The sequence below is a fragment of the Burkholderia sp. BCC1996 genome (genome assembly GCF_905339955.1).
Taxonomy (GTDB): Bacteria; Pseudomonadota; Gammaproteobacteria; order Burkholderiales; family Burkholderiaceae; genus Burkholderia.
The window spans coordinates 55,066-74,516 of record NZ_CAJPHM010000008.1 but is presented as its reverse complement, the minus strand read 5'-3'; the positions used below and the strand labels follow the sequence as shown (position 1 = coordinate 74,516).

The 19,451-nt window shown below is 69.3% G+C and carries 19 protein-coding genes and 1 riboswitch; of the genes, 13 read left to right on the top strand and 6 right to left on the bottom strand.

Annotation, left to right across the window (positions count from 1 at the left end; translation table 11 throughout):
* Positions 1-114: 114 nt before the first annotated feature.
* Genes U4Z64_RS13845 through U4Z64_RS13835 form a run of 3 tightly spaced genes read right to left on the bottom strand, consistent with a single transcriptional unit; the run spans position 115 to position 2,855 of the window.
* On the bottom strand, positions 115-1,365 hold the full coding sequence (locus U4Z64_RS13845) for an NAD(P)/FAD-dependent oxidoreductase (RefSeq protein WP_321820252.1): 1,251 nt from the start codon (positions 1,363-1,365) through the stop codon (positions 115-117).
* A 4-nt stretch (positions 1,366-1,369) separates the two neighbouring features.
* On the bottom strand, positions 1,370-1,678 hold the full coding sequence (locus tag U4Z64_RS13840; RefSeq protein WP_044846790.1) for a non-heme iron oxygenase ferredoxin subunit: 309 nt from the start codon (positions 1,676-1,678) through the stop codon (positions 1,370-1,372).
* A 37-nt stretch (positions 1,679-1,715) separates the two neighbouring features.
* Complete coding sequence (locus U4Z64_RS13835) at positions 1,716-2,855, bottom strand: fatty acid desaturase family protein (RefSeq protein ID WP_044846791.1); 1,140 nt, start codon at positions 2,853-2,855, stop codon at positions 1,716-1,718.
* Positions 2,856-2,976: 121 nt separating this feature from the next.
* On the opposite strand from U4Z64_RS13835, the gene U4Z64_RS13830 reads away from it, so the two are divergent.
* The 6 genes from U4Z64_RS13830 to U4Z64_RS13805 all read left to right on the top strand — a co-directional run bounded on the left by U4Z64_RS13830 (position 2,977) and on the right by U4Z64_RS13805 (position 9,321).
* Positions 2,977-4,041: a LacI family DNA-binding transcriptional regulator gene (locus U4Z64_RS13830; protein ID WP_321809338.1), complete on the top strand. Its 1,065-nt coding sequence runs from the start codon at positions 2,977-2,979 to the stop codon at positions 4,039-4,041.
* A 140-nt stretch (positions 4,042-4,181) separates the two neighbouring features.
* A complete protein-coding gene (locus U4Z64_RS13825; RefSeq protein ID WP_321820251.1) occupies positions 4,182-5,216 on the top strand; it encodes a xylose isomerase in 1,035 nt (344 codons plus the stop codon).
* A 36-nt stretch (positions 5,217-5,252) separates the two neighbouring features.
* Positions 5,253-6,083 (top strand): TIM barrel protein, encoded by an 831-nt coding sequence (locus U4Z64_RS13820; RefSeq protein WP_044846794.1) that lies wholly within the window; start codon positions 5,253-5,255, stop codon positions 6,081-6,083.
* Positions 6,084-6,262: 179 nt separating this feature from the next.
* Positions 6,263-7,384: a porin gene (locus U4Z64_RS13815; RefSeq protein WP_321820250.1), complete on the top strand. Its 1,122-nt coding sequence runs from the start codon at positions 6,263-6,265 to the stop codon at positions 7,382-7,384.
* A 77-nt stretch (positions 7,385-7,461) separates the two neighbouring features.
* A complete protein-coding gene (iolG, locus tag U4Z64_RS13810; protein ID WP_321809334.1) occupies positions 7,462-8,448 on the top strand; it encodes an inositol 2-dehydrogenase in 987 nt (328 codons plus the stop codon).
* 186 nt (positions 8,449-8,634) lie between these two features.
* Positions 8,635-9,321 (top strand): HAD family hydrolase, encoded by a 687-nt coding sequence (locus U4Z64_RS13805; RefSeq protein ID WP_124488633.1) that lies wholly within the window; start codon positions 8,635-8,637, stop codon positions 9,319-9,321.
* A gap of 90 nt (positions 9,322-9,411) precedes the next feature.
* Here U4Z64_RS13805 and ribB read toward each other — a convergent pair whose 3' ends face one another.
* From ribB to U4Z64_RS13790, 3 genes are all read right to left on the bottom strand, one after another.
* Positions 9,412-10,122 (bottom strand): 3,4-dihydroxy-2-butanone-4-phosphate synthase, encoded by a 711-nt coding sequence (ribB, locus tag U4Z64_RS13800; RefSeq protein ID WP_124488632.1) that lies wholly within the window; start codon positions 10,120-10,122, stop codon positions 9,412-9,414.
* Positions 10,123-10,240: 118 nt separating this feature from the next.
* Positions 10,241-10,389, bottom strand: a riboswitch (FMN riboswitch).
* Positions 10,390-10,577: 188 nt separating this feature from the next.
* Entirely contained in the window at positions 10,578-11,261 is a 684-nt protein-coding gene (locus U4Z64_RS13795) for a helix-turn-helix domain-containing protein (RefSeq protein WP_044846799.1), read from the bottom strand.
* A gap of 218 nt (positions 11,262-11,479) precedes the next feature.
* Positions 11,480-12,655, bottom strand: coding sequence for an MFS transporter (locus tag U4Z64_RS13790; RefSeq protein WP_321820249.1), 1,176 nt, complete (start codon positions 12,653-12,655; stop codon positions 11,480-11,482).
* Between the two features lie 147 nt (positions 12,656-12,802).
* Between U4Z64_RS13790 and U4Z64_RS13785 the strand changes: the two genes are divergently transcribed.
* The 7 genes from U4Z64_RS13785 to U4Z64_RS13755 all read left to right on the top strand — a co-directional run bounded on the left by U4Z64_RS13785 (position 12,803) and on the right by U4Z64_RS13755 (position 19,445).
* A complete protein-coding gene (locus U4Z64_RS13785) occupies positions 12,803-13,735 on the top strand; it encodes a LysR family transcriptional regulator (RefSeq protein WP_044846801.1) in 933 nt (310 codons plus the stop codon).
* Positions 13,736-14,008: 273 nt separating this feature from the next.
* A complete protein-coding gene (miaB, locus tag U4Z64_RS13780; RefSeq protein WP_044846802.1) occupies positions 14,009-15,382 on the top strand; it encodes a tRNA (N6-isopentenyl adenosine(37)-C2)-methylthiotransferase MiaB in 1,374 nt (457 codons plus the stop codon).
* 33 nt (positions 15,383-15,415) lie between these two features.
* Complete coding sequence (locus U4Z64_RS13775) at positions 15,416-16,462, top strand: PhoH family protein (RefSeq protein WP_044846803.1); 1,047 nt, start codon at positions 15,416-15,418, stop codon at positions 16,460-16,462.
* 158 nt (positions 16,463-16,620) lie between these two features.
* On the top strand, positions 16,621-17,406 hold the full coding sequence (gene ybeY, locus U4Z64_RS13770) for an rRNA maturation RNase YbeY (RefSeq protein ID WP_321820248.1): 786 nt from the start codon (positions 16,621-16,623) through the stop codon (positions 17,404-17,406).
* A gap of 14 nt (positions 17,407-17,420) precedes the next feature.
* Positions 17,421-18,053, top strand: a complete 633-nt coding sequence (locus U4Z64_RS13765) for a gamma-glutamylcyclotransferase (protein ID WP_044846805.1) — start codon at positions 17,421-17,423, stop codon at positions 18,051-18,053.
* 94 nt (positions 18,054-18,147) lie between these two features.
* A complete protein-coding gene (locus U4Z64_RS13760) occupies positions 18,148-18,270 on the top strand; it encodes a hypothetical protein (protein ID WP_321820344.1) in 123 nt (40 codons plus the stop codon).
* A 287-nt stretch (positions 18,271-18,557) separates the two neighbouring features.
* Positions 18,558-19,445, top strand: a complete 888-nt coding sequence (locus tag U4Z64_RS13755) for an HlyC/CorC family transporter (RefSeq protein WP_044846806.1) — start codon at positions 18,558-18,560, stop codon at positions 19,443-19,445.
* Positions 19,446-19,451 lie beyond the last annotated feature (6 nt).

The window sequence follows — 19,451 nt, the reverse complement described above, 5'->3', positions numbered from 1 at the left end:
TGAGTCTGAGTCTGAGTTCGAGCCCGAGTCTGAGTCTGAGTCCGAACCAGAACCCGAGCCCGAGCGCGCGGCAGTGACTGCCGCGCGCCTCCCCTTCTCCTTCGCCCACCGCCGCTAGCGTTCGCCCGCGGCCGACACCAGCGACTTCAGCTTCACCCCCGCATCCGCGACCGCTTCCGTCGTCACGCCGATCCCGCGCTCGACCAGCAGGCGCGCAACGCGCATCTCCTTCACGAACCCCGACGCACGACCGAAACCGCTCGCCGCGACGAGCCGCTCGCCGGCATCGAAGTGGAAATGGATTTCCGCATCGTCGCCGAGCATGCGCGCGACCGTCCGCACACCGAGCGCCGGTTCGCCGGCCACCTGCAGTTGCGCGTCGTATTGATCGGACCAGAACCACGGCGTGTCGCGATACGGTTCGTCGGCGCCGAGCATGTTGCGTGCGGCGACGCGCGCCTGCGTTTCCGCGCCGTGCCAGGTTTCCTGACGCACGAGCCGCCCTGACGGCCCGCTCGGGAACACCGCGACATCGCCGGCCGCGTAGATGCCGCGTGCCGAGGTCTCGAGCCGCGCGTTCACGACGATCCCGCGCTCGGTGACGAGCCCCGCGTCGCGCGCCAGTTCGTCGGCCGGCTCGATCCCGATGCCGGCCACCACCGTATCGGCGAGCAGCGTGTCGCCGTCGTCGAGCACGACGGCCAGTGCGCCGCCTTGCGTGCGCTCGATCGCGACGGGCCGTCGGTTCAGGCCGATCGCGACGCCCCGCGCCGCATGCAGCGCATGCACGCGTGCCGCGATCGGCTCCGGCACCGCACGCCCGAGCAGGCGCGGTGCCGCGTCGAGCACGGTCACGCGACAGCCGCGCAACCGCGCCGACGCCGCGACCTCCAGACCGATGAAGCCGCCGCCGATCAGCACGACGCGCGCGTCGGGCACGAGCCGCGCACCGAGTGCCGCCGCGTCGTCGAGCGTGCGCAACGCGAATACGCCGTCGCGCTCCGCGCCCGGAATCGCGAGGCGGCGCGCACGGCCGCCGGTCGCGAGCAGCAGCGCTTCGCAAGCGAAGCCGCGGCCATCCGACACATGCACCTCGCGCGCCACCGGATCGATCCGCTCGACCGTCGCGACGATCGGCTCGATGCCGTCCGCGCGCCACGCATCCGGATCGCGCAGCCCGCATTGCGCGGCGCTGCGCTCGCCGGTCAGCACGCCCTTCGACAGCGGCGGCCGCTCGTACGGCAAGTGCGCCTCCGCGCCGATCAGCACGATGCGCCCGCGCCAGCCGCCCTCGCGCAACACCTGCGCCGCGCGGCCGCCCGCATGGCCCGCGCCGACGATCGCCATCACCCGGTCGTTCGCCATCGCGTCACACCTCGATCAGGATGCGGCCGTTCTCGATCTTCGCGCGGTAGGTGCGCAGCTTCTCGCACGCGGGCGCCGACAGTGCCCGGCCGTCGCGCACGTCGAAGCGCCCGTTGTGCTTCGGGCATTCGATCACGTGATCGATCACGAGCCCGTCCGCGAGATGCACGTGCTCGTGCGTGCACAGCCCGTCGCTCGCATACACGTTCCCGTCGATCCGGTAGATCGCGTATGTGCGGCCGTCGTGGTCGAAGCGCGCGACGTCTTCGTCGTCGATGTCGTCGAGGGCGCCGGTGTCGATCCATTGCGTCATGTTGCGTGTCTCCTTCGTTGGAATGTTCGATGCGCGGTCATGCGCGCGCCGCGTCGGGCACCGGCCGCACGACGTAATGCGACGGGTCGCGCGTCTGCCGGACGAGCGCCGGCACGATCTCCGCATACGCGGCCAGCGTGCTGCGGTAAGGCGGCGGCATGTCAGCCTTCACGGCTTCATGCAGTTTCGGCAGCGCGTGGAACGGCACCATCGGGAACATGTGGTGTTCGACGTGATAGTTCATGTTCCAGTACAGGAAGCGGAATACCGGATTCATCCTCACGGTCCGGCAGTTGCGCCGGTGATCGAGCACGTTCTCCGGCATGCCCGCGTGCTGCGTGAGGCCGAAGTACAGGTACAGCCACGCGCCGTACAGGCTCGGCAAGCCGATGTAGAGCACCGGCAGGATCGTGTGCCAGTACAACGCCGCACCGATCACGCACGCATAAACGGTCAGATGAATCCGCACCTCGCGCACGGCCTTCGGCCACTCCGATTCGGGCACGTAGGTGCGCTCCTCGGCGTCGAGCCGGCCGGCGAACGCGAGCACGATCATCTTGCGCAGCTCGCTCGCGACGTGCTTCAGCGCCACCACGTTCAACATGAGCCCGAGCCAGTCGGTCGGCTTCGGCGCGGCGATTTCCGGATCGCGGCCGACGATCAGCGTGTCGGTGTGATGGCGCGCGTGGCTCCAGCGCCAGACCGTCGCGCGGCGGAACACCTGGAACGACGCGACCTGGTACAGCACGTCGTTCATCCAGCGCGTGCGGAACGCGGTGCCGTGTCCGCACTCGTGCCAGCGCGAGTCGGCCGGGCTGCAGTAGAGCGTGCCGTACACGAAGAACGCGAGGATCGCCCACGCGGAATGCGCACGCCAGGCGAGCCACGCGAGCACGCCGCTCGCGACGATCGCCGCGTACCAGATCAGCGTGTCGCGGATCGCGCGCGCATCGTCGCGCTGCATCAGCTGCTTCATCAGCGGCCGCGGCACCGGGCACCGGTACCACGCGGCATTGACGAGGCCCGCGGCACGCGCACGCTCGCCGGCACCGCCGATCATTCGGTAATCCTGACGGCGTGCCGCCGCGTCGCGGTCGTGCGCCTGATCGTTCGTGTGGGCCACGCGTGTCTCCTGATTGTTCGTTTGCGGGAAGCGCGGCACGCGCTTCGCATGCATTCAAAATTAGGCGACGGCCATGCCCCGCTCAATCGAAACATTGACGAAATTTCGCCATCGCTTTAGCGTTCCGGACAGCGCCACACCCCGCTGGCGACGACAGACGAACACGGAGACGACCATGGCCGACCCGACCGGTCCGCGCTGGCGCAAGCGCACCGCGCGCTTCGACGAGATCGCGGCGCTCGCCGGGGTCAGCACGACCACCGTCGACCGCGTGCTGAACGAGCGCGGCAGCGTGTCCGCGCAGGCACGCGAGCGCGTGGTGGCGGCCGCGCGCCAGCTCGGCGTGCCGCGCCAGTTGCCCGACACGCGGCACGGGCTGCTTCACGTCGACGTGCTGCTGCCCGACACCGATGCACCGTTCTTCCGGCGGCTGCAGCAGGCGGTGCAACGCTCGCTGCAGATGCTCGACCGGCGCGTGGTCGTGCACCGGACCATCCTGCCCGCCGCGGACGACGAGCGCGCGGCCGCGCTGATCGAACGGCCCGCTTACCGGCGCGCGGCGCTGATCGTCACCGCGCGCGACACGCCGCGCGTGCGCGACGCACTGGCCGGCGCGATCGCGCGCGGCGAGACCGTCGTCACGATGGTCACCGACATCGGCGGCGTCGGCCGCGTGCACTACGCGGGCATCGACAACTATCGCGCCGGACGCACGGCCGGCTACTACATCGGCCGCCTCGCCGCGCGCCCCGGCCGCGTGCTGCTGCTCGCCGGACGGATGGGCTACCGCGCGCACGCCGACCGGATGGCCGGCTGCATCGACCAGTTGCGGGAAGCCTTTCCCGACCTCCGCTGCGACGACGCGCCGATCGAAACGCTCGACCAGGACGACCGCTGCTACCGCGCGGTGACGAACGCGCTGCACGCGCACGACGACATCGTCGGGATCTACAACAGCGGCGCGGGCTCGGCCGGCATCGAGGCCGCGCTGCGCAAGGCGGGCGCGTCCGGGCGCGTCGTCTGGATCGGCCACGAGATGATCGACCTGCACCGCACCTACATCGAGGCCGGTTCGATGGACATCGCGATCGACCAGGATCCGGACGGCCAGGCGATTTCCGCGCTGCAGCACGTGCTGCACGCGTGCGGGATCGTCGAACAGCCGCCGCCGGGCGACCCGGTCGAATTCCGCGTGTTCTGCTCGGCCAACGTGCGCACCAGCGCGTACCTGCCGGCCTGACGCCCGCCGCGCATCGCGCGGACGCGCGCCGCCAAAAAATCGACCGCCGCATGGGCGATTTTTCGTCAACGTTTGTCATGCAGCCCGCTCGGCACGTCCGTACATTTGGCAGCCATCCAGAACCGGAACGGACGGAGACGATGGCTGAAGCGATACTCATCGGCGTGAACCTCGACGGCGTGCTCGAACACGACGGCCTGCCGCTGCCCACGCCTGCCGAGCGGTTCCAGATGATCGCGGACGCCGGCGTGTTCGACTACGTCGAGAAGAACCCGGTGCACGGCGAGGACCTGTCGCCGTACTTCGCGCTCGTCGACCGGCATGCGCTGCCGATCCGCGTGATCGGCGGCATCTGGTGCGCCGGCCGCGACGAAGCGCACGTCGCCGAGATCGTCGACGCCGGCGCGCGGTTCGGCAGCACGGTACTCAACTGCCAGCTGTACGCGCACCATGCGGACGGCCATCCGCTGTCGGACCGCGAAGTCGCCGACTTCTACCTGCGCGTATACGAACGCGGCGAGCCGGTTGGCTGCCTGCCGAGCCTCGAAGTGCACGTCGACATGTGGAGCGAGGATTTCCCGCGGATCGCGCGCGTCGCGCAATGCGTCGAGCAAACAGGCGTGCCGTTCCGGATCACGCTCGACCATTCGCACCTGCTGTTCAAGCTCGGCAATCGCCCCGAACTCGATGCGTCGGGCCTGCGCGAGCCGGTCGAGCGCGTTCGGCAGCTGCTCGACCCGGCCTCGCCGTCGGCCGTCTACGCCGACTGGATCGCACGCGGCTGGGTCCGCCACGCGCATGCGCGCAGCGTGATTCCGAACAATCCGGAGAACCGCTGGATGCGCCGCGCGGACGGACGGCCCGGCCGCGGCATCCAGTACCCGTTCGTCGAACCGGCGCCGGGCGCGTATCACGGCGAATGGCGCGCGGCACCGCTCGACACGTGGAAGACGGCGCTGCGGCGCCTGCTGGAGTGGCAGGTGCATACGCGGCCGACACCGCTCGAGCAGATCAGCTGCGAGTTCATCCCGTTTCCGGACTACGGCGGCGGCGCCCGCTATTCGATCTTCGACAACAACGTCGCGTGCGCGCAATGGCTGCGCGCCACGTGGCGCGCGCTCGCCGCGGAACCGGCGGATGTGCCGGCCGGCACCGGCGCACGCAGCTTCACCTGATTCGCCCCGCCCCATTCGACACCTGAGGACCGAACGATGACGCAACCCGCCTTTCACTTTTCGCTGAACCGGATGAGCGCGCCGCGCCTGCCGCTCGACCGCTATGTCGCGCTGTGCCGGCGGCTCGGCATCGACTCGATCGAGATTCGCAACGATCTCGACGGCGTCGAGATCACCGACGGCACGCCGGCTTCGGCCGTGCGCGCGACGGCCGAAGCCGGCGGCGTGACGATCCTGACGATCAACGCGCTGCAGCGCTTCGACCAATGGAACGCCGAGCGCGCGGACGAAGCGACCGTGCTCGCCGACTACGCCGCGCAATGCGGCGCACGCGCGCTGGTGCTGTGCCCGACCAACAGCCGCGGCGACACGCGCGAGCCCGCCGCGCGGCACGCCGATCTCGTCAAGGCGCTCAAGGCGCTCGAGCCGATCCTCGACGCGCGCGGCCTGCTCGGCTTCATCGAGCCGCTCGGCTTCGAGGAATGCGCGCTGCGCCGCAAGTCGGACGCGGTGAAGGCCATCTACGCCGCAGCCGGCGAGCAGGTATTCCGGCTCGTGCACGACACGTTCCACCATCATCTGTCGGGCGAGGACATCTTCTTCCCGAACCTGACGGGCCTCGTGCACATCTCGGGCGTCGAAGAAGGCGACCTGCCGGTCGACCGGATGCGCGACGGCCATCGCGTGCTGGTCGGCGGCGCCGACCGGCTCGGCAATGTCCGGCAGCTGCGCGAGCTGCTCGCGCGCGGCTATCGCGGGGCATTCTCGTTCGAGCCGTTCGCGAACGAAATCGCGGAAGCGGGTGACATCGAAGACCGGCTGCGCGCCAGCATCGACTACATCCGCGGCGAGCTGGCGGCTCGCTGAGCGTCGCAGCGGCGCACGCCGCCGCGGCAATCGCCGCGCGGCACGTCGCGTCGCGCATCCTGCCGCGCATGATACGGAATGCGATGCGGTACACGACGTGACGTACGCGCGAGACACGCGCGACACGACGCAGGCAAGCAGGCAATCCACAACAAAACGACGACAGGTCTGGAGACGACATGAAACGAGTTTCGCCAACGGCACTCATCTGCTCAGGATTCCTATGTTATTCGAGTGCTTTCGCGCAAACATCGGTCACGCTATACGGCGTCGCCGACGCCGGCCTCGACTACGTGAGCCAGGTGCAGGCCGGCAACGGCACCACCGCGTCGCGGCTGCGCGCGCAAAGCAGCGACTGGGGCGCGAGCCGGTTCGGGCTGCTCGGCCAGGAAGACATCGGCGGCGGCTATCGCGTGATCTTCAATCTCGAATCGGGCATCAACCTGATGTCGGGCACCGCGGGCGACGGCAACGGCAGCCTGTTCAGCCGCAAGGCGCTCGTCGGCGTGCGCCACGACCGGCTCGGCACGCTGACGTTCGGCCGCAACCTGTTCATCGCGAACGATCAATGGGACATAGATCCGCTGCTGCAGCAAGCCTATTCCGCGACCGCGCTGGTGCGCAGCCGCAACGTGCCGATCACCAGCAACAACGTCGAATACCGGTCGCCATCCTGGAACGGCTTCAGCGTGCACGCGCAGTACGCGCTCGGCAACCAGGCAGGCGGCTTCAATCTCGGCGCGGCGCACGAGTACGGCCGCAGCGACGGCATTCAGCTCACGTACCGCAACGACGTCGTGATGCTGCGCGCGATGTACGACGAGCTGCGCGACGCGAACGGCCGGATGAGCAACGTGTTCGCGAGCTCGCGCGAGGTCTTCGCCGGTGCGAACCTCTATTGGCGCGCGCTGACGTTGCAGGCCGCGTACACGCACCTGAACGCGCCCGACACGCCTGCCGGCCTCGCGCGCAATGCCGATCACTACTGGATCGGCGCGCAGTATCGCGTGACGCCCGCGCTATCGCTCGGCGGCGCCGCGTACTACGTGCACGTCGGTTCGGGGGCCGGCGACGCGACGCACGATCCGTCCGGCCACGCGTCGATGTTCGCGCTCGGCGGCGCGTACAGCCTGTCGAAGCGCACGCTGCTCTACGCGACCGTCGCGCACGTGCGCAACGCGAGCGGCTCGAATTTCTCGGTCGCGAACAACAACCCCGGCACGGACAACGACAACCTCGCGAATCCGCTGCCGGGCCGTTCGCAGACCGGCGTGAACATCGGCATCAATCACTCGTTCTGACGAGCGCGACGGTGCGCGGCCGACGTGAGCCACGCAGCGTCCCACACAACGGAATCACCAGGAGAAAGGAGCACACCATGATCGAATTCGCGTTGTTCGGTGCGGGAAGAATCGGGAAGATCCACGCGGCGAATCTGGCGCGCCACCCGGGCGCGAAACTCAAGTACGTGGTCGACCGCCATGCGCCGTCGGCCGCGGCACTCGCGCAGGCGCACGGCGCGCAGGTCGCCGACCTCGAACGCGCGCTCGGCGACCCGTCCGTGCAGGCCGTCGTGATCGCATCGAGCACCGATACGCACGCGGACCTGATCGTCGCGGCGGCGAACGCGGGCAAGGCCGTGTTCTGCGAGAAGCCGGTCGACCTGAGCGTCGCACGCTCGCGCGAATGCGCGGAGGTCGTGCGCCGCCGCGGCGTCACCTGCATGATCGGCTTCCAGCGCCGCTTCGATCCGACCTTCGCCGCGCTGAAGGCGCGCGTCGAGCGCGGCGAGATCGGCACCCCGGAAATGCTGGTCGTCACGAGCCGCGACCCCGGCGCGCCGCCCGTCGACTACCTCCGCAGCTCGGGCGGCATCTTCAAGGACATGCTGATCCACGACTTCGACGTGTTCCGCTGGATCCTCGGCGACGAAGCGCAGACGCTGCACGCAACCGGCAGTTGCCTGACCGACCCGGCCGTGCGCGACGCCGGCGACATCGATTCGACCGCCGTGACGATCCGCACGCGGCGCGGCCTGCTGTGCCAGATCAACACGTCGCGCCGCGCGGCTTACGGCTACGACCAGCGCTTCGAGCTGCTCGGCAGCAACGGGATGCTGCAGGCCGGCAACGTGCGGCCGACCGAAGTGAGCGCATGGTCGGCGAACGGCATCGCCACCGACGTGCCGGAGCCGTTCTTCCTCGAGCGCTACCGGCACGCGTACGCGGCCGAGATCGCGCACTTCGTCGACGCGCTGCGCGACGGCACGCCGGTCAGGACGACGATCGACGACGGGCTCGCCGCGCTCGAGCTGGCGGAAGCCGCGATGACGTCGTGGCAGACGGGGCGCGTGGTCGAGGTGTGACGCACGCGACGGCGGCCGGCGGCAGCACGCCGCCGCCGTGCGGCGGGTGCCGGGCCGGATCCGCTACGCCGGACCGGCCCGGCCGCAGCGGCAGCGGCAGCGCGCCGAACGGCGCACGGCGCAGCCGTGAAAGCACGTATCATGGCGGCATGATCGGCGTCGCCGACACCCCGCTTCTTCACCATCATGCTCGATCACCTTATCTGCGACTGCGACGGCGTGCTCGTCGACAGCGAAGTCATTGCCGACCGCGTGCTGCTCGAAACGCTGTCCGCCACCTTCCCGCATCTCGATTTCGAAGCCGCCGCGAAGTCTGCGTTCGGCCAGCAGACGTCGCGCTTTCTCGCGGGGCTCGAAGCGCATTTCGGCATCCGGATGCCGGACAACTTCATCGAGACCGTCGAGCGCAACATCGAAACCGGTCTCGCGCAATCGCTCGCGCCGATCACCGGCGTGCGCGACGCGTTGCTGAAGGTCGGCCTGCCGGCCGCGGTGGTGTCGAACAGCCGGCTCGTGCGCGTGCGCAGCTCGCTGAAACGCGCGTCGCTCACCGAAATCTTCGGCGAGCGCGTGTTCAGCTCCGAGCAGGTCGCGCGGCCGAAGCCCTACCCCGACGTGTACCTGCATGCGGCGCGCACGCTTGGCGTCGCGCCGGCGCGCTGCATCGTCGTCGAGGACAGCGTGTCGGGCCTGAACGCCGCGCGCGCGGCGGGCATGAAGACGATCGCGTTCGTCGGCGCGAGCCACATCCCCGACAACTACGCGGACGCGCTGCGCGCGATGGGCATCACGCGGATCATGCGCAGGATGGATGAACTGCCGGCGCTCGTCGCGGCCGGCCTGCGCGGCGAATTCGGCGACGTGCAGTCCTGACCGACCGCCGCGCCGAAGCGACATCACCGGCGTGCGGCTCGCTGCGCACGCCGTATCGCGGGCGCCACGGTGCGCCCGCCACGCCGGCCCTCAGGCCGGCTCGCAGCAGCGCTCGCGCGCGGCCGCCAGCGCTTCGCGGAATTCGACGAGCTCCGCGATCGTCAGCATCGGCAGCCCGTGCTGCTGCGCGAAACGCTCGACGTCGTCGCCGCGCGTCATCGTGCCGTCGGGATTCATCAGCTCGCACAGCACGCCCGCCGGCTTCAGCCCCGCGAGGATCGACAGGTCGACCGTGCCTTCGGTGTGGCCGCGGCGCGCCAGCACGCCGCCCGGTTGCGCGCGCAGCGGAAACACGTGGCCGGGGCGCACGATGTCGTACGGCTTCGCATCGTCGGCGATCGCCGCGCGGATCGTCGTCACGCGGTCGGCCGCGGACACGCCGGTATGCACGCCTTCGCGCGCCTCGATCGACACGGTGAACGCGGTGCCGTTGCGGCTCTCGTTGGTCTGCACCATCGGCGGCAGCTCGAGCGCGCGGACCTTGTCGTCGGTCAGGCACAGGCACACGATGCCGCTGCACTCGCGGATCAGGAGCGCCATCGTCTCGGGCGTGATGCGTTCGGCGGCGACGATCAGGTCGGCCTCGTTTTCACGGTCGTGATCGTCCTGCAACACGACCGCGCGGCCCGCGCGCAACGCGTCGAGCGCGGCGGCGATGCGCGGCGGCACCGGTTCGGAATCCAGCAGCGGGAGATCGGCAAAGGCGTCGGCGGGTGCCGACGAAACGGACTTGAAGGACATGTGAAACGCTCCTCGCAATTACGATTTGGGCGAAAAACGTTTCAGGGCATTGCAAACAGACAGAACGACAACCCGCTTCGCACGCATGGCAAAGCGGCCCTGACGGACATGACTATCTGCACATCTTCTCTCATCCGGACTATGACCGTCGGCTCTGGCATTCGACCAGATCTGCTGACCCCGCGCGGATGCGCGGGCGCTCGCGGGCTCGCCGGCTTTCGCCAGCCTACCGCCGGTGGGGAATTTCGCCCCGCCCTGAAGACGCACTGATTACCGGCCCGGGGGTCTCCCCGTGGAACGGCCGGCCAAGCATACATCAGCTGCGCGCACCGCGCAGCGAACCACACCTAAAACCTTACTGACGACGCCGTCTAACGGGATCGTCCGAACGGCCGACACCGGGCCTGCGCGCGTCCCGATGGAACCGGCGCCGGGCCGCCGACCCGCCCGCGCGCTCAGCCGGCCGCGTGCGCGGCGTCGGGCACGAGCCAGCGCGGCGGCACCTCGGGGCTCACCGTCACGCGGAACGCGCGCGCCTCGCTGTCGCCGGGATTGCGCAGGCTGTACGGCTGGTCGGCGTCGAACACGATCGCGTCGCCGGTCGCGAGCAACTGGCGGCGATCGTGCACGCTGACTTCGAGCGTGCCCTCGCTGACGACCAGGTTGACCGTCGTGCCGGGCGCGCGGCGCGTGCCGGGCTCCGTGTGCAGCGGCGCGATCCGCAGCTCGTGGAACTCGGCCGCGGCCGGCTCGCCTTCCGGATACAGCGCGCGCGCCGAGAAGCGGCCGTTCGAGCTGACGACGCGCGCCGCGCGCTCGGCTGCCAGGTGCTCGAAGCCGTTCACCGCGTGACGGCGCAGGAATGCGGCGACCGATACCTTGAGCGCCGCGGCGATCTTGCAGAGCACCTTGATCGACGGCACGCTGCGCGCGGATTCGATCTGCGCGAGCATCGCGCGCGACACGCCGGACAGCCGCGCGAGCGCATCGAGCGACAGCTGCCGCTCGGCGCGCAGGCGCGCGAGGTTCACGCCGACGACCTGCTCGAGGACGTCGAGCGACGCGGACGTCCGCGCGTCGACGGCATTGCCGGATTCGAAGGAAGACACGTCGCGCACCAGCGCAAGGGGTGAAGACATAGCATGGCCTCCGGGCCGCCGCGCGGCCCTGCGAATGGGGTAAGCCTGAATCGGAATCGGGTTGCGCCACGAACGGCGCGTATCGAGACGCTATCACCCGGCCCCGACCCGGCAAACGAAGTTATCTTCACACCGTTATCAGCATCGCGGAGGAATGCGTTTCTCGCGAACCTTTTCCTGTCGCCATAGCGCCGGTGCACCGCCGCCCCGATGCACCGTCAATGCGCGGCCGGTGCGGCGCCGCGCGCCGGCGCGCGCGCATCGAGCCGCATCGCGAGCCACGTGACGACGAGCGCCGCGAACGTCACCGCGACGGCGACCCACGGCAGCGCGTCGAGCGCGAAGCCGTGCCCCAGCGCGAGGCCGCCGAGCCACGCGCCGGCCGCATTGCCGACGTTGAACGCGCCGATGTTCAGCGTCGACGCGAGGTGCGGCGCGCTCGCGGCCTTCTCGACGACGCGCGCCTGCAGCGGCGGCACCGTCGCGAACGCGGCGATTCCCCATACGAACACGGTCACCGCGGCCGCGACCGGCAGGTGGCTCGTCTTCGCGAACACGGCCATCACGGCCATCAGCGCGACCAGGATCGCGATCAGCGACGGCATCAGCGCGCAATCGGCGAGCTTGCCGCCGAGCGTGTTGCCGACCGTCAGCCCCGCGCCGAACAGCACGAGGATCAACGCGACCGCGCGCGGCGAATAACCGGTGACGGTTTCGAGGATCGGCGCGATATACGTGAACACGACGAACACGCCGCCGAAACCGAGCACGGTCATCAGCAGCGCGAGCCAGACCTGCGGCTCCTTCAGCACGCGCACTTCGTGGCCGAGGCCGACGGGCCTGCTGTCGTGGCGGTTCGGCACCAGCAGCGCGACGCCGCCGAGCGACAGCACGCCGAGCGCGGCGACGATCCAGAACGACGCGCGCCAGCCGAGCAGCTGGCCGACGAACGTGCCGAACGGCACGCCGAGCACGTTCGACAGCGTGAGGCCCGTGAACATCAGCGCGATCGCGCTCGCGCGCTTGTCGGCCGGCACGAGCGACGCGGCGACCACGGCGCCGATCCCGAAGAACGAGCCGTGCGCGAACGACGTGACGACACGCGCGACCATCAGCATCGCGTAGCCGGACGCGGTCGCGCACAGCACGTTGCCGACGATGAAGATCGCCATCAGCAGCTGCAGCGCGGCCTTGCGCGGCATGCGGCTCGTCAGCACCGCGAGCAGCGGCGCGCCGGCCGCAACGCCGAGCGCGTAGCCGGTGACCAGCAGCCCGGCCGACGGCAGCGACACGGCGAGGTCGTGCGCGACTTCGGGCAACAGGCCCATGATGATGAATTCGGTGGTGCCGATGGCGAAGGCGCTGATCGCGAGCGCCAGGAGCGGAATGGGCATGACGTTCTCCGAAAGGGCGGCGGGCGCGACGCCCGGTCGGTGCCGCACCGCACAAAAGGCGGGATCTGCGCGCATTGTCCCGAATACGCCTATCTTTGATAATTGGCGTGGCATTTGAACCATTTTCAAAAATTTCTGGAAAATCCGATGGATCGACTGGGCGACATCCGGCTGTTCGTCGAGGCGGCCGAACTGGGCAGCCTGTCCGCGGCCGGGCGCAAGCTGAACCTCACGCCGGCCGCCGCGAGCGCGCGCCTCGCGAAGCTCGAGGCGAAGGTCGCGACGCGGCTGTTCGAGCGCTCCACGCGGCAACTGCGGCTCACCGACGAAGGCCGGCTCTACCTGAACTGCTGCCGGCAGGCGCTGCAGGCGCTCGACGACGCGCACGCGCTGCTGCAGGAAGGCCGCAACGTGGTGGCCGGCAAGGTGCGGCTGTCGTCGACGTCCGATTTCGGCCGCAACCAGCTGCTCGACTGGCTCGACGAATTCACCACGCTGCATCCGGGCGTCACGTTCTCGCTGACGGCGTCCGATTCGGCGTCGAACCTGTGGCAGGACGAGATCGACCTCGCGATCCGCTTCGCCGCCCCGCCCGACGGCGCGTTGATCGCGCGCCGGCTCGCCGCGAACCGGCGCGTGCTGTGCGCGGCGCCGTCGTTCGTCGAGCGCCACGGCGTGCCGGCCGATCCGCACGATCTGGCCCGCTTTCCCTGCAACGTGATCACGATCGCGTCGGGCCCGATGAACACGTGGCGCTTCACGCGCGGCGACGAGGTGCAGACCCACACGGTGCCGGTGTCGACCGCGTTCGAGACCAACGACGGCGGCTTGACCCGCGAATGGACGCTGCGCGGCCACGGCATCGCGCTGAAGTCGCTGTGGGACATCGCCGACGACGTGCGCGCCGGCCGGCTGCGCGTGCTGCTGCCCGACTGGCGGCACCAGGACGCGCCGCTGCACGCGATCTATCACAGCAAGCGCTACATGGCGCCGCGCGTGCGCGTGCTGCTCGACTTCCTCGCCGAGCGCTTCGCGCGCGAGGAAGCGGCGCTCGACGACCTGCTGAACGCGTGCCGCTGACGGCTGCCGCGCCGTCATATCAGGGTCGGAATGCAACGAAAGGCGTCGCGCGGCCGCAACCCGCCGCCCGCCCGGCACGGCGCGTAAAGCTATAATGGAAGGCTTTCCCGACGGCTTTTCACGCGTTCACGCGTTGCGCGAGAGGCTCGCCCGACGCGCGCTGCGCGCCCCGGTCCGCCACGCGGCACCGGCACGCGCCGCTGCATCGCAGCAGCCGTCCCGATTCACCCTTGACGACGCCCCCAGGTCAACCACTGCGAACGGCGAATCCCCATGACCAAGAAAGTTTACGTAAAGACCTTCGGCTGCCAGATGAACGAGTACGACTCGGACAAGATGGTGGACGTGCTCAATGCGGCCGAAGGCCTCGAAAAGACCGATACCCCGGAAGACGCGGACATCATCCTGTTCAACACGTGCTCGGTGCGTGAGAAGGCGCAGGAAAAGGTGTTCTCCGATCTCGGCCGCGTGCGCGAGCTGAAGGAAGCGAAGCCGGGCCTGCTGATCGGCGTCGGCGGCTGCGTCGCCAGCCAGGAAGGCGCGTCGATCGTGTCGCGCGCGCCGTACGTCGACCTCGTGTTCGGCCCGCAAACCTTGCACCGCCTGCCGCAGATGATCGACGCGCGCCGCGAGAGCGGCCGCGCGCAGGTCGACATCTCGTTCCCGGAAATCGAGAAGTTCGACCACCTGCCGCCCGCGCGCGTCGAGGGGCCGAGCGCGTTCGTGTCGATCATGGAAGGCTGCTCGAAGTACTGCAGCTACTGCGTCGTGCCGTACACGCGCGGCGATGAAGTGTCGCGCCCGCTCGACGACGTGCTGACCGAAGTGGCCGGCCTCGCCGACCAGGGCGTGCGCGAAGTCACGCTGCTCGGCCAGAACGTGAACGCCTACCGCGGCGCGCTGGCGGCCGGCTCGTCCGAAATCGCCGATTTCGCGACGCTGATCGAATACGTCGCCGACATCCCCGGCATCGAACGGATCCGCTACACGACGTCGCATCCGAAGGAATTCACGCAGCGCCTGATCGACACCTACGCGAAGGTGCCGAAGCTCGTGAGCCACCTGCACCTGCCGGTCCAGCACGGCTCCGACCGCATCCTGATGGCGATGAAGCGCGGCTACACGGTGCTCGAATACAAGTCGGTGATCCGCAAGCTGCGCGCGATCCGCCCGGACCTGTCGCTGTCGACCGACATGATCGTCGGCTTCCCCGGCGAGACCGAAGAGGATTTCGACAAGATGATGGCGCTCGTGCACGAGATGAGCTACGACACCAGCTTCTCGTTCATCTACAGCCCGCGCCCCGGCACGCCGGCCGCGAACCTGCACGACGACACGCCGCGCGAGGTCAAGCTCAAACGCCTGCAACATCTGCAGGCGACCATCGAGGAAAACGTCGCGCGCATCAGCCAGTCGATGGTCGGGAAGGTCGAGCGGATCCTCGTCGAGGGCCCGTCGCGCAAGGATCCGAACGAACTGTCGGGCCGCACCGAGAACAACCGGGTCGTGAATTTCCCTGCGCCGCTCGCGTCGCACCCGCGCCTGATCGGCCAGATGATCGACGTGAAGATCAACCATGCGTACCCGCACTCGCTGCGCGGCGAGCTGCTGCTCGTCAGCGACGACGCGAGCGCGGCCACCCACTGACCGACTGACGTTCCACAGGAGCCCGACGCTACTTTGAAGACCGTCCAAGCACTGGAATTCACCGCGCCGCGCGACGACAACGCGCGCCTCGCCAACCTCTGCGGCCCGCTCGACGAGAACCTGCGGCAGATCGAACAGGCGCTCGACGTCACGCTCGCGCGGCGCGGCCACCGGATCACGATCCGCGGGCGCGGCGCGAAGCTCGCGCTCGCGGCGCTCGAGAACTTCTACAACCGCGCGCGCGATCCGCTGTCGGTCGACGATATCCAGCTCGCGCTGGTCGAAGTGCGCCACACGTCCGGCAACGGCCGCCAGGACACGCTCGACGTGCGCTTTCGCGGCGATCCCGACCATCCGTTCGACGAGCCCGTCGTGCAGCTCGACGATGAAATGCCGGACGAAGAACCCGCGCCGAAGCTCTACACGCGGCGCGCCGACCTGCGCGGCCGCACGCCCGCGCAGCGCGAATACCTGAAGCAGATCCTGCAGCACGACGTGACGTTCGGCATCGGGCCGGCCGGCACCGGCAAGACCTACCTCGCGGTCGCGTGCGCGGTCGACGCACTCGAGCGCGACCAGGTCAAGCGGATCGTGCTGACGCGCCCGGCCGTCGAGGCCGGCGAGCGGCTCGGCTTCCTGCCGGGCGATCTCGCGCAGAAGGTCGACCCGTACCTGCGGCCGCTGTACGACGCGCTGTACGACCTGCTCGGCTTCGACAAGACCGCGAAGATGTTCGAGCGCCAGATGATCGAGATCGCGCCGCTCGCCTACATGCGCGGCCGCACGCTGAACCACGCGTTCATCATCCTCGACGAGGCGCAGAACACGACGCCCGAGCAGATGAAGATGTTCCTCACGCGGATCGGTTTCGGCTCGAAGGCCGTCGTCACCGGCGACACGAGCCAGGTCGACCTGCCGCGCGGGCACAAGAGCGGCCTCGTCGAGGCGCAGCAGGTGCTCGGCGGCGTGCGCGGCATCGCGCTCACGCGCTTCACGAGCGCCGACGTCGTGCGCCATCCGCTCGTCGCGCGCATCGTCGAGGCGTACGACGACTTCCACGCGCAGCACAAGGACGCGTAGGAAGCCGGCGGCGCCCGCGCGCCGCACCGGCCGACGGCTCCAGCCCGGCCCGCCCGACGGCGCGCCGGGCATTTTTTCGCCTGCGCGCGGCCGGTTCGAATTCGGGAGCGATCGGCCGTTTGGTGTATCCTCAACGCGTTCCAATCGCCGCACCCGTCATGAAATCTTCCCGTTCTCGCAAGTCCGGGCGCGACCAGTCCGCCGCGCCCGATTCCCCCCGTCTTTCGCTGTTCGATGCGAAGGGCAAGGCCCGGACCGTCAACGCGCAAGGGCTTCGAATCGACTTCCCGGACGGCCGCAGCCTGATGTTCGACCTGTCGGGCAGCTCGGGCGAGGCGGCCGTCGCGATCGTCGCGCAGCACAACGATCCGGCGATGCGCGCGAAGCTCGCGCTGCAGCCCGAGCACTACGACAGCGTGACGCTGCACGTGGGTGCCGAACCCGCGCCGCGCGACGAGGAAATCGCGGAAATGGCGGACGAGCTGCGCGAGCTGGAGCTCGACCTGTCCGTGCAGTACGGTGACGAGATCACCGCCGACATCCGCAAGACGCTGCCGAAGCGCAAGCTGATCGCCGAATGGCTCGAGCCGGCGCTGTTCGCGAACGCGCAGCTCACCGTGCGCTTCGTCGGCGAGGAAGAAGGCCGCACGCTGAACGCCGGCTACCGCCACAAGGACTACCCGACCAACGTGCTGACCTTCGCGTACGACCCGGCGCCCGACGGCACCGTGATCGGCGACCTCGTGCTGTGCTGCCCGGTCGTCGAGAAGGAAGCGCACGAACAGGACAAGCCGCTCATCGCCCATTACGCGCACCTGCTGGTGCACGGCGCGCTGCACGCGCAGGGCTACGATCACGAGACGAGCGACGAGGACGCCGCCGAAATGGAAGCGCTCGAAGTCGACATCCTCGCGAAGCTGGGCTTCCCGAACCCGTACCAGTAAAAGCCGTCTGCACCATGCACCACGCCGCGATGCTGCCGCCCGCCTACCCGCCGTCGATCGGCGAGGGACGGCTGCTGACGGAAGACGAACTCGCGGCGTCGCTCGCGCACACGATGCGCGACTGGGACGGCCGGCAGGATCTCTGGCTGTTCGGCTATGGCTCGCTGATCTGGAACCCCGGGCTGCCGACCGTCGCCGCCGTGCGCGGCAAGGTGCACGGCTACCATCGCGGGCTCTACCTGTGGTCGCGCGTGAACCGCGGCACGCCCGAACGTCCGGGCCTCGTGCTCGCGCTCGATCGCGGCGGCTCGTGCTCGGGCATCGCGTTCCGGCTCGCGGGCCCGACTGCGCAGCCGCATCTCGAGACGTTGTGGAAACGCGAGATGCCGATGGGGTCGTACCGACCCGCGTGGCTGCCGTGTACGCTCGAGACCGGCGAACGCGTGAACGCGCTGGCATTCGTGATGCGCCGCGACGTGCCCACCTACACCGGCAAGCTGACCGACCCCGTCGTGAAGGAAGTGTTCAGCTGCGCGGCCGGCCGCTACGGCACGACGCTCGACTACGTGAGCCGCACCGTGGACGCGCTGCGCGCGAGCGGCATCCCCGACCGCGCGCTGGAAGGGCTGCTCGCGCGATGCCGGTGATGCCCGACCGGCCGGCTTGCGCGACACCGGCCGCCGCCCCCGTGCATTCGAAGGAGAATCCGCGCCGATGAACCCGTCACGCAGATCGCGCGTCATGCTGGCCGCGCTGCTCGTCGCCACGAGCGTCGCGCTGTCCGGCTGCGGCATGTTCGGTTGCGGCGGCGCCGCGACCAACGGCGCGGCCGCCGGCGGCTGTTCCGCCGGCATGCGCTTCTGAGGGTCCGGGCGCCCGCCCGGCCCGCCCTGCACGCGACAAAATGCCGCCGACGCCGACCGGCCGGCCGGTCGCCTCCGCTTTTTTTGCCGCCGTGCCCCGCCGCCCCTTTCTGAGATAGGATGGATACACAGGACGGCGTCGCGCCCGGCGCGGCCGTTCCCGAGCGGGGCTCGCGTGCGCCGCCTGCCCCTGGCCGGACGGCCGGTGTGACACGGCCGCGCCATGCCCTTGGTGTATCCTTGCCTACTCCGTGACCGCGCGCCCCGGCATGACCCGGGCGCACCACCATGAACGATTCGTATCCCAGTCGTAAGCTCACCGACAAACCGCAAGAAAAGCGCTCGCTGCTCGAGCGCCTGACCGACTTCATCTCGCCCGAGCCGGAATCCCGGTCCGAGCTGCTGGAAATCCTCCAGGACGCCCACGAACGCAACCTGATCGACGCCGATTCGCTGTCGATGATCGAAGGCGTGTTCCAGGTGTCCGACCTGTGCGCCCGCGACATCATGGTGCCGCGCGCGCAGATGGACGCGATCAACATCGCCGACAAGCCTGAAGACTTCATCCCGTTCGTCCTCGAGAAGGCGCACTCGCGCTACCCCGTGTACGAGGAGAACCGCGACAACGTGATCGGCGTGCTGCTCGCGAAGGACCTGCTGCGCTTCTACGCCGAAGAGGAATTCGACGTGCGCGGGATGCTGCGCCCCGCCGTGTTCATTCCCGAATCGAAGCGCCTGAACGTGCTGCTGCACGACTTCCGCGTGAACCGCAACCACCTCGCGATCGTCGTCGACGAATACGGCGGCGTCGCGGGCCTGATCACGATCGAGGACGTGCTCGAACAGATCGTCGGCGACATCGAGGACGAATACGACTTCGACGAGGAAGCCGGCAACATCATCTCGGGGCCGGACGGCCGCTTCCGCGTGCGCGCGCTCACCGAGATCGAACAGTTCAACGAGGCGTTCGGCACCGACTTCCCCGACGACGAGGTCGACACGATCGGCGGGCTGATCACCCATCATTTCGGCCGCGTGCCGCACCGCGGCGAGAAGCTGCAGCTCGGCAACCTCGTGTTCGAGATCCAGCGCGGCGATGCGCGCCAGGTCCACGTGCTGCTGGTGCGCCGCAACCCCCTCGCGAGCCGCCGCGCCGAAACCTCGCACGAAGACTGACCGTCT

Excerpts from the sequence above, each read along its gene's own strand:
- U4Z64_RS13845 (WP_321820252.1), bottom strand. The coding sequence starts at position 1,365 with ATGGCGAACGACCGGGTGATGGCGATCGTCGGCGCGGGCCATGCGGGC.
- U4Z64_RS13840 (WP_044846790.1), bottom strand. The coding sequence starts at position 1,678 with ATGACGCAATGGATCGACACCGGCGCCCTCGACGACATCGACGACGAA.
- U4Z64_RS13835 (WP_044846791.1), bottom strand. The coding sequence starts at position 2,855 with ATGCATGCGAAGCGCGTGCCGCGCTTCCCGCAAACGAACAATCAGGAG.
- U4Z64_RS13830 (WP_321809338.1), top strand. The coding sequence starts at position 2,977 with ATGGCCGACCCGACCGGTCCGCGCTGGCGCAAGCGCACCGCGCGCTTC.
- U4Z64_RS13825 (WP_321820251.1), top strand. The coding sequence starts at position 4,182 with ATGGCTGAAGCGATACTCATCGGCGTGAACCTCGACGGCGTGCTCGAA.
- U4Z64_RS13820 (WP_044846794.1), top strand. The coding sequence starts at position 5,253 with ATGACGCAACCCGCCTTTCACTTTTCGCTGAACCGGATGAGCGCGCCG.
- U4Z64_RS13815 (WP_321820250.1), top strand. The coding sequence starts at position 6,263 with ATGAAACGAGTTTCGCCAACGGCACTCATCTGCTCAGGATTCCTATGT.
- iolG (WP_321809334.1), top strand. The coding sequence starts at position 7,462 with ATGATCGAATTCGCGTTGTTCGGTGCGGGAAGAATCGGGAAGATCCAC.
- U4Z64_RS13805 (WP_124488633.1), top strand. The coding sequence starts at position 8,635 with ATGCTCGATCACCTTATCTGCGACTGCGACGGCGTGCTCGTCGACAGC.
- ribB (WP_124488632.1), bottom strand. The coding sequence starts at position 10,122 with ATGTCCTTCAAGTCCGTTTCGTCGGCACCCGCCGACGCCTTTGCCGAT.
- U4Z64_RS13795 (WP_044846799.1), bottom strand. The coding sequence starts at position 11,261 with ATGTCTTCACCCCTTGCGCTGGTGCGCGACGTGTCTTCCTTCGAATCC.
- U4Z64_RS13790 (WP_321820249.1), bottom strand. The coding sequence starts at position 12,655 with ATGCCCATTCCGCTCCTGGCGCTCGCGATCAGCGCCTTCGCCATCGGC.
- U4Z64_RS13785 (WP_044846801.1), top strand. The coding sequence starts at position 12,803 with ATGGATCGACTGGGCGACATCCGGCTGTTCGTCGAGGCGGCCGAACTG.
- miaB (WP_044846802.1), top strand. The coding sequence starts at position 14,009 with ATGACCAAGAAAGTTTACGTAAAGACCTTCGGCTGCCAGATGAACGAG.
- ybeY (WP_321820248.1), top strand. The coding sequence starts at position 16,621 with ATGAAATCTTCCCGTTCTCGCAAGTCCGGGCGCGACCAGTCCGCCGCG.
- U4Z64_RS13765 (WP_044846805.1), top strand. The coding sequence starts at position 17,421 with ATGCACCACGCCGCGATGCTGCCGCCCGCCTACCCGCCGTCGATCGGC.
- U4Z64_RS13760 (WP_321820344.1), top strand. The coding sequence starts at position 18,148 with ATGCTGGCCGCGCTGCTCGTCGCCACGAGCGTCGCGCTGTCCGGCTGC.
- U4Z64_RS13755 (WP_044846806.1), top strand. The coding sequence starts at position 18,558 with ATGAACGATTCGTATCCCAGTCGTAAGCTCACCGACAAACCGCAAGAA.